At 57.7% G+C, this 12,638-nt stretch carries 13 protein-coding genes; 6 read left to right on the top strand and 7 right to left on the bottom strand.

Annotated elements, in window-relative coordinates; translation table 11 throughout:
- Nucleotides 1-53: 53 nt before the first annotated feature.
- Together rsgA and JXR15_RS17480 are read right to left on the bottom strand one after the other, a co-directional pair.
- Nucleotides 54-1,145 carry a ribosome small subunit-dependent GTPase A gene (gene rsgA, locus JXR15_RS17485; RefSeq protein ID WP_422054482.1) on the bottom strand — a complete coding sequence of 364 codons (1,092 nt, stop codon included), beginning with the start codon at nucleotides 1,143-1,145 and terminating at the stop codon, nucleotides 54-56.
- Between the two features lie 239 nt (nucleotides 1,146-1,384).
- Nucleotides 1,385-2,269 carry an alpha/beta fold hydrolase gene (locus JXR15_RS17480; protein WP_422054481.1) on the bottom strand — a complete coding sequence of 295 codons (885 nt, stop codon included), beginning with the start codon at nucleotides 2,267-2,269 and terminating at the stop codon, nucleotides 1,385-1,387.
- A gap of 129 nt (nucleotides 2,270-2,398) precedes the next feature.
- Between JXR15_RS17480 and JXR15_RS17475 the strand changes: the two genes are divergently transcribed.
- From JXR15_RS17475 to JXR15_RS17460, 4 genes are all read left to right on the top strand, one after another.
- A complete protein-coding gene (locus tag JXR15_RS17475) occupies nucleotides 2,399-3,322 on the top strand; it encodes a homocysteine S-methyltransferase family protein (RefSeq protein ID WP_422054480.1) in 924 nt (307 codons plus the stop codon).
- Nucleotides 3,323-3,521: 199 nt separating this feature from the next.
- Nucleotides 3,522-3,809, top strand: a complete 288-nt coding sequence (locus tag JXR15_RS17470; protein WP_422054479.1) for a co-chaperone GroES — start codon at nucleotides 3,522-3,524, stop codon at nucleotides 3,807-3,809.
- A gap of 35 nt (nucleotides 3,810-3,844) precedes the next feature.
- Nucleotides 3,845-5,497, top strand: coding sequence for a chaperonin GroEL (gene groL / locus JXR15_RS17465; RefSeq protein ID WP_422054723.1), 1,653 nt, complete (start codon nucleotides 3,845-3,847; stop codon nucleotides 5,495-5,497).
- An 861-nt stretch (nucleotides 5,498-6,358) separates the two neighbouring features.
- Nucleotides 6,359-6,670 (top strand): phage tail protein, encoded by a 312-nt coding sequence (locus JXR15_RS17460; protein WP_422054478.1) that lies wholly within the window; start codon nucleotides 6,359-6,361, stop codon nucleotides 6,668-6,670.
- 37 nt (nucleotides 6,671-6,707) lie between these two features.
- Here the strand turns inward: JXR15_RS17460 and JXR15_RS17455 are convergent, their stop codons facing one another.
- Together JXR15_RS17455 and JXR15_RS17450 are read right to left on the bottom strand one after the other, a co-directional pair.
- Nucleotides 6,708-7,460: an NAD(P)H-dependent oxidoreductase gene (locus JXR15_RS17455; protein ID WP_422054477.1), complete on the bottom strand. Its 753-nt coding sequence runs from the start codon at nucleotides 7,458-7,460 to the stop codon at nucleotides 6,708-6,710.
- A 173-nt stretch (nucleotides 7,461-7,633) separates the two neighbouring features.
- On the bottom strand, nucleotides 7,634-8,314 hold the full coding sequence (locus JXR15_RS17450) for a DUF2161 domain-containing phosphodiesterase (protein ID WP_422054476.1): 681 nt from the start codon (nucleotides 8,312-8,314) through the stop codon (nucleotides 7,634-7,636).
- A gap of 101 nt (nucleotides 8,315-8,415) precedes the next feature.
- Here JXR15_RS17450 and JXR15_RS17445 point away from each other — a divergent pair, with 101 nt between their 5' ends.
- Together JXR15_RS17445 and JXR15_RS17440 are read left to right on the top strand one after the other, a co-directional pair.
- Nucleotides 8,416-9,426, top strand: coding sequence for a TraB/GumN family protein (locus JXR15_RS17445; protein WP_422054475.1), 1,011 nt, complete (start codon nucleotides 8,416-8,418; stop codon nucleotides 9,424-9,426).
- A 118-nt stretch (nucleotides 9,427-9,544) separates the two neighbouring features.
- Nucleotides 9,545-10,459 carry a manganese-dependent inorganic pyrophosphatase gene (locus JXR15_RS17440; RefSeq protein ID WP_422054474.1) on the top strand — a complete coding sequence of 305 codons (915 nt, stop codon included), beginning with the start codon at nucleotides 9,545-9,547 and terminating at the stop codon, nucleotides 10,457-10,459.
- A gap of 113 nt (nucleotides 10,460-10,572) precedes the next feature.
- Here JXR15_RS17440 and JXR15_RS17435 read toward each other — a convergent pair whose 3' ends face one another.
- The 3 genes from JXR15_RS17435 to JXR15_RS17425 form a co-directional block, all read right to left on the bottom strand.
- The gene (locus tag JXR15_RS17435) at nucleotides 10,573-11,088 is read right to left on the bottom strand and encodes a hypothetical protein (protein ID WP_422054473.1); all 516 of its coding nucleotides are present in this window, start codon (nucleotides 11,086-11,088) and stop codon (nucleotides 10,573-10,575) included.
- Between the two features lie 136 nt (nucleotides 11,089-11,224).
- The gene (locus JXR15_RS17430) at nucleotides 11,225-12,121 is read right to left on the bottom strand and encodes a serine aminopeptidase domain-containing protein (RefSeq protein WP_422054472.1); all 897 of its coding nucleotides are present in this window, start codon (nucleotides 12,119-12,121) and stop codon (nucleotides 11,225-11,227) included.
- Entirely contained in the window at nucleotides 12,121-12,582 is a 462-nt protein-coding gene (locus JXR15_RS17425) for a MarR family winged helix-turn-helix transcriptional regulator (RefSeq protein WP_422054471.1), read from the bottom strand. The genes JXR15_RS17430 and JXR15_RS17425 overlap by 1 nt, the downstream gene beginning before the upstream one ends.
- Nucleotides 12,583-12,638: the final 56 nt, after the last annotated feature.

Here is a 12,638-nt window from a genome sequence, read left to right as displayed (position 1 = left end):
CGCGGATCACTCCGCACGCCGCAATCGCTTGATCTCATCAGTGTAGTCGGCGCCTAGCGCCGTCCTTTGCGGCCTTTGTGCGCCTTGGTCACGGTCTTGATCATCTTGCCGAAGTTTTTGTCGTAAGCCCGCTTTTCCGCCAGCGAGGCGGTGTTGTGCCGTTCTTCCGCTTCCAGCTTACGCCAGCGTTCCAACCGCGCGGCATCCAACGTGCCTGCTTCGATGGCCCCCCGTATCGCACATCCCGGCTCACTCTCATGTGCACAGTCACGAAACTTGCACTGTGTGGCCAATTCGACAACGTCAGAAAACAGATCCGCCAGACCATCACCCGCATCCGCCAACTGCAATTCGCGCATGCCCGGCGTGTCCAGAATGGCCAAACCAGCGTCGGTGAAATGCAGCTGTCGGCTGGTGGTGGTGTGCCGTCCCCGACTGTCATCTTCGCGGATGCCACCAGTTTCGGTCTGCTCAGAGCCAAACAGAGCGTTCACCAAGGTGGATTTGCCAACACCGGACGTGCCCAGAAATGCAATGGTTTGTCCCGGTGCGCACCAATCGGCCAATTTCTCTGCCGGTTCCTCGCTTTTGGCATTCAAAAGCACCACCGGCACCCGATCCGAAATGGATTGCGCTTCCGCCACATAGGTCGCTGTGTCGTCACACAAATCCGCCTTGGTCAGCAGGATCACCGGCGTCACATCTGCCTCAAAGGCCAACGCCAGATAGCGTTCAAGCCGCGCCACGTTAAAATCATTGTTGCAGCTGGTGACCACAAAAGCCGTGTCCACATTGGCGGCAATCATTTGAATACTGCGATCATGCCCGGCGGCCCGTCGCTTGAACAGGCTCTTGCGTTCCAGCACGTCGCTGCGCATCGGCAACTCGGCGTCATACAGCAGCCAGTCACCCACAGTGGCGTCGGGCCCGGGCGGCACCAAAGCGTCGATGCCGTCGCCCCGCACGCGCAGGCCATTGCGGTGTACTTCCACCACCCGCACCGGCGGCGTGGCGTTCAAGATATCCAGATCGGTTTGCTGGGCAAAAAACGATTGCCAGCCAAGGATGTCCAACGGTGCGCGCTTAGGTGCTTTGGTTTCAGACGCGCCAGGTGTTGGCAAAAATTGGGAATAGTCCCGTGTCATTGTTGAGGTACTCTCATGGATTGGCCGCGCCTATCTTGGCTTGGCCATAACGTATCAGAAAAAAGAAGAGGCACAAACGAACAGCCCTGCGCAAATGCGCCGGTTTTGCTGTTTTGAATGTGCACCGGGTGGGCGCTCTGCCACCCGCCAAAATCAGGCATCCAGTTTCTGGGCCATAAAACCTCCATCAAAGATGCTCTAAACATAGGCCCGCGCCCGCGACACAACAACCTGCCGGGTTACCGGCCGCGACGGGTGATGAAATCCTGCATCATCTCAATCAACATCGGCGCTTGCTTGGGCGTGATCACATGCCCCATGCCATCAATCTGATGGTGGTCGCAATTTGGGATCAACCCGGCAATCTCCGCCCCGGCCTCCGGCGGGATCAGCGTGTCCTCAGTGCCATGGATCACCTGACACGGCAGGGTCACTTTAGTGAGATCCTGACGCCGATCGGTGGAGGCAATCACCGCCAGCACCTGCCGGTTGATGCCCTCCGGATCAAACGCGCGATCATAGGCCTGCGCCGCCTGATCAGCGACCTCCTCCTCGGTCATTGGATACGCCGGGCTGCCCCAATTATCATATTCGGCAATGCAATTTGCGATGTGGGTCTCGCGGTCCACATCCCGCGCCAACAAGGTTGCCAGCCATTCCGCATTGCCACCCCGCTCTGAAAACGTCCGCGCGGTGGCCATCACAATCGTGGCACTCAACAGGCGCTCCGCATGGTCCAAACACAACAGCTGCGTGATCGCGCCGCCCATGGACATGCCAAACACATGGGCCTTCTCAATGCGCAGTGCATCCATCACCCCAACCACGTCTTTCGCCATGTCGTTTATCCGGTAAGCCGCAGGCACGGGCTCCCCCGCCAAAGCCGCGGCCATGATCTCATCGGCCCCGCTGACCACCCCGTCTTTGGGACAACGTTGCGACAGGCCCACATCGCGGTTGTCAAACAGCACCACGCGATAGCCGGCGGCCGCAAGCCCTTCGTAGAACGCGACCGGCCAATGGATCAGCTGCGACCCCAGCCCGCGAATGAGCACCAATGGCACGCCGTCTTCAGGCCCATAGGCCTCCACTTCAATCTGAATACCATTTGCGGTGATCTGCATGCAGGAGTTCCTTGCCTCGCCATCTGTCTCCGGAACCTTAGAGCGCAAAAGCGGTTTGTAAATCCATGAAGATACAAGCCGGCCACATCGTGTTAAGCTGGCCCTAACTGCACTTCACCAAGGCCCCGCATGCCACGCCCCCTTCCCCATCAAGGCACTCAGGCTTATCTGACCTACACTGGTATGGAAACCGACCTGATTTTCACCCAAGGTGTCGACCTGCCCGGCTTCGCCAGTTTCCCTTTGCTTGAGACGCCAAAGGGTCGCGCCCATCTCACGCGCTACGCCACTGACCTCGCGGCCATTGCCTCTCGCGCCAACCTCGGCGTGATCCTGGAAAGCGCCACCTGGGTGGCCAGCGCTGACCGTGCCGCACCCCTGGGGTATGATGCCCGCACCATCGCAACAGCCAACCTCGCCGCCATCGCCCTTCTGTCAGACCTCCGCAGCACGCTTGGCAGCGCCCCAACCCTCATCAGCGCCAACATCGGCCCGCGCTTTGACGCCTATGCGCCAGCAAGCCAAATGACCGTTGACGAGTCGGCGGCCTATCATATCCGCCAAATCGCCACGCTTGCCGCAACCGACACCGATCTAATCACCGCCTACACAATGGCGGACCCAATCGAGGCGATTGGCATCTTGCAGGCGTGCCGTGACTATTACATGCCCTGCGTGATTGCCTTCACAGTGGAAACCAATGGCCACCTGCCAACCGGCGGCACTTTGGAAGCCGCCATCAGACAGGTTGATGCCGCCACGGACTGCTATGCCGCTTACTTTATGATCAATTGCGCCCACCCGGATCATTTTGCGGATGTCCTGACCGACGCGCCATGGTCCCGTCGCATTGGCGGTATTGTCGCAAACGCCTCGCGGTGCAGCCATGCGGAACTGGACCACGCCACAGAGCTCGACGCGGGGGATCCAGCCGAATTTGGTCAAAATTTGGCAGATCTGCAGCACAACCATCCCTACCTCCGTGTGCTTGGCGGCTGTTGCGGCACCGATATGCGCCACATGGAAAGTCTGGCAAAACACCTGTCAGGCTAAGGCCTTGCAGGCCTCCAAGCCGCCTCCTTTGTCCCTTCCGGCTAAACGCTACGCCCACTCCGCACAAAAAACTTCACGCAACGCCGTTGACTCCCCCCCAAACGCCCCCTACCTCTTTCGCCGTTAGCACTCGCCTACGGGGAGTGATAACGACTCCGCTGAGGAGTCAGGGAGATACTCTAGATAGGGAAACCTAGTCATGGCTTTTACACCTCTGCATGACCGCGTGCTTGTACGCCGCGTTGAAAGCGACGAAAAAACCGCCGGCGGTCTGATCATTCCAGAAAGCGCCAAAGAAAAACCAGCCGAAGGCGAAGTAGTCTCCGTAGGCGCAGGCCTGCGTGACGACGCTGGCAAGCGCGTTGAGCTCGACGTCAAAGCAGGCGACACAGTCCTGTTCGGCAAATGGTCCGGCACCGAAGTCACCGTTGACGGTGAAGAGCTGCTGATCATGAAAGAATCCGACATCATGGGCATCATTGCCTGATCGTCTGACCGACATTTACGAATTTAGGAGCCAATATCATGGCAAAAGACGTCAAATTTGACACCGATGCGCGCAACGCAATGCTGCGCGGCGTGAACGTACTGGCAGACGCCGTTAAAGTGACCCTCGGCCCAAAAGGCCGTAACGTTGTTCTGGAGAAATCCTTCGGCGCACCACGCATCACCAAAGATGGTGTTTCTGTCGCCAAAGAGATCGAACTGGAAGACAAGTTCGAGAACATGGGCGCACAGATGGTGAAGGAAGTTGCTTCCCGCACCAACGACGAAGCAGGCGACGGCACAACCACCGCGACTGTACTGGCACAAGCCATCGTCAAAGAAGGCCTGAAGCAGGTTGCAGCTGGCCTGAACCCAATGGATCTGAAGCGCGGCATCGACCTCGCGACGTCCAAAGTTGTTGAAGGCATCGTGTCTTCCGCACGCGAAGTTAAAGACTCCGACGAAGTTGCGCAGGTTGGCACCATCTCCGCCAACGGCGAAGCAGAAATCGGCCAGCAGATCGCAGACGCGATGCAGAAAGTTGGCAACGAAGGTGTGATCACCGTTGAGGAAAACAAAGGTCTGGAAACAGAAACCGATGTTGTCGAGGGCATGCAGTTCGACCGCGGCTACCTCTCCCCTTACTTCGTGACCAACGCAGACAAAATGATCGCTGATCTGGACGACTGCATGGTGCTGCTGCACGAGAAGAAACTGTCTTCCCTGCAGTCCATGGTGCCACTGCTCGAGCAGGTGATCCAGTCCCAGAAGCCTCTGCTGATCATCGCGGAAGATGTTGAAGGCGAAGCGCTGGCGACACTGGTTGTGAACAAACTGCGCGGCGGCCTGAAAATTGCTGCTGTGAAAGCACCTGGCTTCGGCGACCGTCGCAAAGCCATGCTGCAGGACATCGCCATTCTGACCGGTGGTCAGGTGATCTCCGAAGATCTGGGCATGAAGCTTGAGTCCGTGACCATGGACATGCTGGGCACTGCCAAGAAAATCGAAATCACCAAAGACGAAACAACCATCGTTGACGGTGCCGGTTCGAAAGCTGAGATCGAAGCACGTGTTGGCCAGATCCGCACTCAGATCGAAGAAACCTCTTCCGACTACGACCGTGAGAAGCTGCAAGAGCGCGTTGCCAAACTGGCAGGCGGTGTTGCTGTGATCCGCGTTGGCGGCATGACCGAAGTGGAAGTGAAAGAGCGCAAAGACCGCGTTGATGACGCCCTGAACGCGACCCGCGCAGCCGTACAGGAAGGCGTGATCGTTGGTGGTGGTGTTGCTCTGGTTCAGGCCGGTAAAGCGCTCGAAGGTCTGGAAGGCGCAAACGCTGACCAGAACGCTGGTATCGTGATCGTGCGCAAAGCCATCGAAGCGCCTCTGCGTCAGATCGCTGAGAACGCCGGTGTTGACGGTGCGGTAGTTGCGGGCAAGATCCGTGAATCCGCAGACGTGACCTTTGGCTTCAACGCACAGACCGAAGAATATGGCGACATGTTCTCCTTTGGTGTGATTGACCCAGCCAAAGTGACCCGTACAGCTCTGGAAGACGCAGCCTCCATCGCGGGCCTGCTGATCACCACTGAAGCCATGGTCGCTGATAAGCCAGCCAAAGACGGCGGCGCAGCCGGCGGCGGCATGCCAGACATGGGCGGCATGGGCGGCATGGGCGGCATGATGTAATCATACTTCGCTTCGCGAAGTGTGATGCGACAGTGCCTTGGCCTACGGGCCAAGGTCACGAAAGCCTCCGCCAGACAAGTATTAAAGGGTCGCCTCCGGGCGGCCTTTTTCTTTTGTCAAACGTCCGTCCGGCCACGCCAGGCAGCTTCCGACCGCCCCCATGGGCGGGGGCTTTACCCCCCACCCGCGGTCAAGAGCTGCCCTACTGTCACTCCCCAAAATTTCCACGCTGAATGTCTGGCACCTAAAACTATCTTGAGTCTCAACTAATGGTTGCGGAGTGAGATCGATGCAGCGCTTTCTAATACTGATCGCTTTGATTTGGGGCGTGAGTTCCTGCAAGGGGGATGACCCGCTTTTCCTGGGAGGCTCCATTGGGAAGCCTGTGCCAAGTCCCGGAACCGAGCAAGTTATCGCGGACCTATTGCCAATCACCGTCGACGTGGTTTGCAACTTTGGGCCTTACACTTATGAAATGCAGGTCTCTATCCCCGAACAATACAGAACCACGATTGCAAACCTCGGCATTGTCCCGGTGAGTGAAGTTGAGGGTTATTTCGTTTACTTGACCGAACGCGGATCACTCATTGGTTTTGACCTCATCACCTATAGAGGTATTGGGTACAATTGGTCATCGGGCGGTCAGAATGGCCGTTTTCGATGTCGGGACGTAGAAAACGTCAAAGTTGGCGTCCGAATACTCAATGACAGAAGTTACATTTACCTCACCGCTCGCTAAGAGTCCGTTTCTAGTCTGCCTGGCCACGCCCGACAAAAGAGCCTGCATTTCCCACAAAACCGCCCAATGCGCTACATCCCACTCTAAGCTCTCCCAATCTACAACCATCCACAGGACCACTCATGCTCAAACACCTCACCCTCGCCGCCACCACTGCCGCCGCACTTTTCACCACCGCACCCGCTCAGGCAGGCGATGGCGACTTCATCGGAGAAATTCTGATGTTTGGTGGCACGTTCTGTCCCCGCGGCTACATCAAGGCAGATGGTCAAATACTTCCCATCGCAACGAACCAAGCCCTGTTTAGTCTGTATGGCACGAACTATGGCGGCGATGGCCGCACCACCTTTGGTGTCCCTGATCTGACGAGGTTTGCACCGGAGGGCATACTCTATTGCGTGGCCGATCAGGGCATCTATCCATCGCGCAGCTAAATTTGCCCGGAGTGTCCAGATCGGGCACTCCGACGCGCTACCTGATAAACGCCGAAAAACTCTCCGCCCCGGCCTTCAAACGGCCACTCTCATCAAAATCGGCATCTGCATTAAACCGCATCAACGGGCGCTCATCTAAGCCATCCACTAGCCCCACCTGCCCCTCAAGCACGCCCAGCAAGCGCACCTGCAACTCCGCTTCTTCGGCGCCCTCGAAATACCCGTGCACCCCATGCACGACCTCCGGCTGATACACGTCAAACCCAAGATACCGCAGCGTATAGGCCGACGGCCACAGCAGCAGGGTCACATCCCCCTCTTTGCCACCCGGCCCGCGCTCAGCAGCCCCTGCCCCGGTGGTCACACAAAACAGCGCTCGCTTGCCGCGACAGCGGCCTGTGTCAAACCGCTCCTCCACTGTGTGCAAATCGCCATGCACCAGCGCGCGGTCAAACCAGCCTTTAAGCACGGCGGGCGGCGCAAACCACCACAGTGGGAAATGAAAGATGATCTGATCCGCCCGTCGGATCTTTTCGGCCTCTGCCGCCATATCTACCGGAACATTGCCCGCAGCCACCGCAGCCTCATGCGCTTTGAGCGGATCAAACGGCCCGGCCTCATTCTGCCCAAAATTGCGCGCGCCTTCGACGGCCTCAAACTGATGCGCCGACAGGTCACTCCACAGCACCTCATGCCCCACCGCTTCACAAGCAGCTGCCGACGCCTCCGCCCAGGCACCGTTAAAAGACTGTCGGCTGGGGTGGGCCAAAACGATGAGCGTGGTGGTCATGGGCTGTCTTTCAGAATGGTCCCAAACCGCCTACACCCGTTGCGCCAACCCGCGCAACACCGCGCGGTGCATGAACACTCAAAGCCGCTTCACTGCGTCCAAAAACGCACCTCCGCAAAACAGTCGCGATACCGACAAAATACCGACGTGCTTTTTGCCCCAAAACGACTCGGTTAATCCCCACCCTGCGCCAATGCAGACGCACCGGCCTCACTCAGCATATAGACGCCCTTATCAACCTTCTCAAACCAGCCATAATGATTGTCCCGCATCATCGTGGTGGCCTTCTCCACCCCCGTGCCTTTGACAACATCCCGACCGCGTGACGCCCCGTTTTCATTGAGAAACACCGCACATTTTTCGGCATCCTGACGATACACGGTGACCTTCTCGCCCCGCATACCGCCCGTATTTGGATCGCCTTCAAGACGGGAAAAAGCCTTCAAAAGCCGCGCCTTACGCACCTTCGACTTGCGCGGCTGAAACGGCACAGGATCACAATGCACCTCCACCGCGCCATCCTTGAGCCGCACCGACAGCACCCCCAGCCCCAGCCGTTTACACAGACCAATGTTGCCAGAAAACGCCTTCCAACCCGCGCGCCCTTTCCAGCGCGGCACCGCCACATAAACCGCATCCGTCACCGCCTGACGCGCGACCGCCTGTTGCAGCAACACGAGGGAGAAAGAGGTCTTTAACTCAATGATGACAGGCTCTTCACCATCTTTCATCGCCACTACATCTGCCGCGCCCACTTCGGCTTTCACCTCAAAGCCCCGCGCCTCCAGCCACGCCTTCACCGGCGCATAAAGATCGGTTTCTGCCATCTTGCCCATGCCCTTTGGTAACGCCAAACCGTCACCTTGCCCACATCATTTGCCACGCCTTCGGCATTCGCCCTTGAGCCTCCCAATTGCCCTGCTACCTTGGCGCAAATGTCACCCAAGAGGTTCCGATGCGTTTTTTGACCACCCTTTTGTTTTTATTGTCAATTTGCAGCATCGCCTCGGCCAATTGCGCAGGACCAAACGTCTATCCGTCCTTGCCCGAAAGCGAACGCCAAACGCTGAAAGCCAAAGCCGCGGACGTCCCCTTTTCCGAAGGCCTGCTCTGGCGCGCAGAGAAAGACGGTGTGGTCAGCCATCTGATCGGCACCTTCCATGTGCACTTGCCGGAACACGCCGCCATGGTCGCCCGCCTGGAGGAGCTAACCCCCAAGCCTGAAATGGTTTTTCTCGAACTCACTGACGAGGACCAACTCGGTTTTCAGCGTCACCTGACAGAAAATCCCGACAGCTACCTGATCCAATCCGGCCCGTCCCTGATTGACCGCCTCGGCCCTGATCTCTGGGACCGCGTGGCGGTACAGCTGCAAGAACGCGGCATGCCCGCCTTCCTTGCGGCCCGCTACCAACCTTGGTTCCTTGGCATGACCCTTATGCTGCCGCCCTGCGCCTTTGACGTTGTAAAGTCAGGCAAAAAAGGCCTCGACCAGCAGATCGCAGCCATGGCGAAAACCGACAACCTGCCCACCGCGTCGCTCGACAGTATCGACGGTCTACTCGCCATGCTGGCCTCCGATCCGCTCGAGGAACAGATGGACGACCTGCGCTGGAGCCTGTCACTCGACACCGATCTCGCCGCGCCTGATCTGATTGGCTCGGTGATCGCCATGTATCTGGATGAAACCATTCAGCTTATCTGGGAATTCAACACCGCAGAAACCTTCAAGAACGCCGGTGAGAATGAAGACAAAGCCCGCCTCGCCGCCCTGCTAAAACAGGCCGAGGATGACTTGATCATCGCCCGCAATAGGGCTTGGGCCGAGGTGCTGACCAAAGACCTCTCCGCAACGCCCTCTTTGGTGGCCGTTGGCGCCATGCACCTGCCGGGGGACCAGGGTGTGCTCAACTTGCTGCAAACCGCCGGATTCACCGTCACCCGATTGCCTCTGAAATCGCCCTAATGCAACAGCCCACCGCGCCGCGAGGTCGCAGGGCCAAAGCCGCAGGTGACAAACGCAACGCGCCCTTCTATAAGGCGCGCAACTTCTCCGTTTTCTTTGTTTTTAAGGACGTCGCGACATGACAATTCAGGTTTTTGGCCACAAATCCCCCGACACCGATTCCACCGGCTCCCCAATCATCTGGGCGTGGTATCTGTCTGAAATCAAAGGCACTCCAGCCGAAGCAAAGCTGCTGGGCGAGCCCAACACCGAAGCCGCATGGCTGCTGAACCGCTGGGACCTGCCAAAGCCGGCGATCATCGAAGACGTGGCAGACGACGCCGCTGTTGTGATCGTGGACACCAACAACCCGGCCGAGCTACCTGCCAACATCAACGGCGCAGATGTTCAGGCGATCATCGACCACCACAAGCTGGTTGGCGGTCTGGAAACCAAAGGCCCAATCGACATCACCATCCGTCCCGTGGCCTGCACCGCGACCATCATGTTTGACCTGATGGGCGACATCGACATGCCAGACTGGGTCAAAGGCACAATGCTGACCTGCATTCTGTCTGACACGCTGGAATTCCGCTCCCCAACCACCACCGACCACGACAAGGCAGTTTGTGAGAAACTGGCCGCGGATCTGGGCATCGACATCCCGTCTTATGCCGCTGAAATGTTTGCTGCAAAATCCGACGTGTCTTCTTTCTCCGACGCAGAGCTGCTGCGCATGGACTCCAAAGAATACGCTGTGGACGGCACCAAGTTCCGCGTGTCGGTTCTGGAAACCACCAGCCCCGCCACCGTGCTGGACCGCAAGGCATCCCTGATGGAGACCATGACCACCGTGGCATCTGAGGACGGTGTCGAGCAGGTGCTTCTGTTTGTGGTCGATATCCTGAACGAACAGTCCACCTTGCTGGTGCCAAACGATCTGGTGAAAACCGTGGCCGCCAAGTCTTTTGACGTGGAAGTTTCCGGCGACACCGTTGTGCTGCCAGGTGTTGTGAGCCGCAAAAAGCAGATCATTCCAAATCTCAAGGTCTGATCCTGATCTCATGCAAATTCAAAGGTCGGTTCCTTCAGGAGCCGGCCTTTTTTGTTGCAAATCAACGGTGTTGGTTGGGTTGTGCCGCCCAAAAGGGCGACAGTTTCCTTGCGCTACAGTCCGGTCCGCATCCGTCCCAGCTCGATTTTCACCAAGTAGTGGTCTTGGTTGGCTTCCATCCACGCCACCAGCTCCTCATTGGTGATTTGACCACGTATTTGCTGTTCCATTTTCGCGTATAATTTTTGGCTGGTCATCATCCCGCCCATAGACCCTGCGCTTTTGAGGATGTTCTTTTGCTCATCCGTCATCATTTCAAGATGTTCTTGAGGGATTCCTGACATCAACACGGCATCGAGCGGGCTCTCTCCCCCGTCCGGCAAATGGTTCGCGAGAAAGTTGGCTCCGATCTCGCTCTTGGCTAAAAAGATATAGCTTCCACCGGCGATAGCTAGGCTGATCACCAATGCGATCGGACCAAACATCGGAGTGCGTCGCTGTCGCATTGGCCGAGGCTGTTTCTCCCATTGTTCCCAAGGTGCCGACCCATCTTCGCGACGTTGCATGCCACCTTCGTCGATGCGCTTTTTTTCTAAGCGCTCAAGCCGTTTCTGAAAGTCGTCCTGCATGGGCTCAATCCTTACGTTACCAATTACTAAAAACAGGATGGAACACAGGCTCACACGAGTTCGTGGTGAAAATTTGTTCAACTCAGGGTAATTTTCGATTGCCACAAAACCCTCGAATTTACCCACTTTAAAAGCATCACATCGAATTGGCCCCGTCCGGCAATTGCCCCTCCGCCAGCCACTCCCAAAGCTCCTCCCAAAGCGTTTCCCGCCCTTTGCGAAACGCCCCGTCATGACCCACCTTCCTGGTGCCAAGCTGCTTCGGTGTTCGTACCACCAAGTTCTTCTCAGCCTTGCTATAGTGGCTCAGCGTATCCCCGCAGGCAGTCTCCGTTGCAATCGGGTCATCGCTCATCACCCATGCACGGATGGGGCTGCACGGATCGTCAAAGTGATGCGGATACCGCCCCTCAGCCAGTTCCGGCAAAAGATAGCTGCGCCGCGCACTCCACCGCCGCCAGGTGCGGAATACATCCGGTGGCAAGGCCTCGCCGCCCCACAAGCCACCCGCCGGAATATAGCCATGCCGCGCCAGGCAATAGCTGCCAAAGCCCCACCAGAAAAACAGCTCCAGCGGCATATTGCGTAGCTTGTGAACACCCCAATGCCCATTGCCCACAGCCACAAAGGCGTGCCGCGTTGCCTTGTGATGGTTCTGCATAAACCCGACAAATTGACCGCCAATGCTATGACCCAAAGTTGTGAGGGGAAGGCGCGGCGCAATGTGCTCCAGATGCGCGAGCGCTGCCGTCATATCCAACCGTCCCCAGTCTGGATAATCGATCCCACTGACCGCGAGGTTGTCTGCCCCGGACTCGCCGATACCTCTAAAATCATAGGTCAGGACCACCGCGCCGCGTTCCGCCAAATAGGCGGCTACGTGGCGATAGAACCGCCTCGGAAAGCCGGTGCCGGCGGAGATCAGAATGGCCACCTGCGGCGCGGCTCCACGATAGACCGTGCCAGCCAGCTCCCAGCCGTCCCCTGCACGAAATTTGATCTCTTCAACAGTCACATCACCTTGATCCAACATCACTCTTGCCCCTCGCGCCATTCCGCTTGATCAATCACATCCTCGGCGTTCTCCGCCAAATGGGTCAGAAACCGGCCAATGACCTCCTGCTCCGCCGCATCAAATGGCGCCAACAGAAGCCCATTTACGTGCTGCACAAAGGGCACCGTACGTTGCACTAAGCTTTCCGCAGCTGGTTCCAGATAAATTCTCACAACGCGGCCATCTGAGTCTTCCCGCACGCGCCGCACAAAGCCGCGCTCCACCATGCGATCAATCAAGCCACTCAAGCTGGATTTGCGCATCGAGAGCGCTTTAGCGAGCTGCGTGACTGTTTGGCCATCCTGCTTGGCCAGGAGCACCAAAACGCCGTGTTGCGGCATCGACAGATCAGCCAGCGCTTGCGTCTTTCGTTCAGACGCGCGGGTGATTGCCGCATGGGCCCGGTTCATCAGCAGGAATATCTTGGGTGGTTTGACCATGTTGGTTCGCATCCGAACTGCTTTACCTAATTCGTATACGAACTTTCCATGCAATC

The sequence above is a fragment of the Shimia sp. genome (genome assembly GCF_049116215.1).
Classification (GTDB): Bacteria; Pseudomonadota; Alphaproteobacteria; order Rhodobacterales; family Rhodobacteraceae; genus Shimia.
The sequence above is the reverse complement of the archived record's forward strand: the minus strand, read 5'-3'. Positions and strand labels throughout refer to the sequence as shown.

Bases quoted from the DNA above. Each gene is read 5' to 3' on its own strand.
- rsgA (WP_422054482.1), bottom strand. From the start codon at position 1,145: ATGACACGGGACTATTCCCAATTTTTGCCAACACCTGGCGCGTCTGAA.
- JXR15_RS17480 (WP_422054481.1), bottom strand. From the start codon at position 2,269: ATGCAGATCACCGCAAATGGTATTCAGATTGAAGTGGAGGCCTATGGG.
- JXR15_RS17475 (WP_422054480.1), top strand. From the start codon at position 2,399: ATGCCACGCCCCCTTCCCCATCAAGGCACTCAGGCTTATCTGACCTAC.
- JXR15_RS17470 (WP_422054479.1), top strand. From the start codon at position 3,522: ATGGCTTTTACACCTCTGCATGACCGCGTGCTTGTACGCCGCGTTGAA.
- JXR15_RS17460 (WP_422054478.1), top strand. From the start codon at position 6,359: ATGCTCAAACACCTCACCCTCGCCGCCACCACTGCCGCCGCACTTTTC.
- JXR15_RS17455 (WP_422054477.1), bottom strand. From the start codon at position 7,460: ATGACCACCACGCTCATCGTTTTGGCCCACCCCAGCCGACAGTCTTTT.
- JXR15_RS17445 (WP_422054475.1), top strand. From the start codon at position 8,416: ATGCGTTTTTTGACCACCCTTTTGTTTTTATTGTCAATTTGCAGCATC.
- JXR15_RS17440 (WP_422054474.1), top strand. From the start codon at position 9,545: ATGACAATTCAGGTTTTTGGCCACAAATCCCCCGACACCGATTCCACC.
- JXR15_RS17435 (WP_422054473.1), bottom strand. From the start codon at position 11,088: ATGCAGGACGACTTTCAGAAACGGCTTGAGCGCTTAGAAAAAAAGCGC.
- JXR15_RS17430 (WP_422054472.1), bottom strand. From the start codon at position 12,121: ATGTTGGATCAAGGTGATGTGACTGTTGAAGAGATCAAATTTCGTGCA.
- JXR15_RS17425 (WP_422054471.1), bottom strand. From the start codon at position 12,582: ATGGTCAAACCACCCAAGATATTCCTGCTGATGAACCGGGCCCATGCG.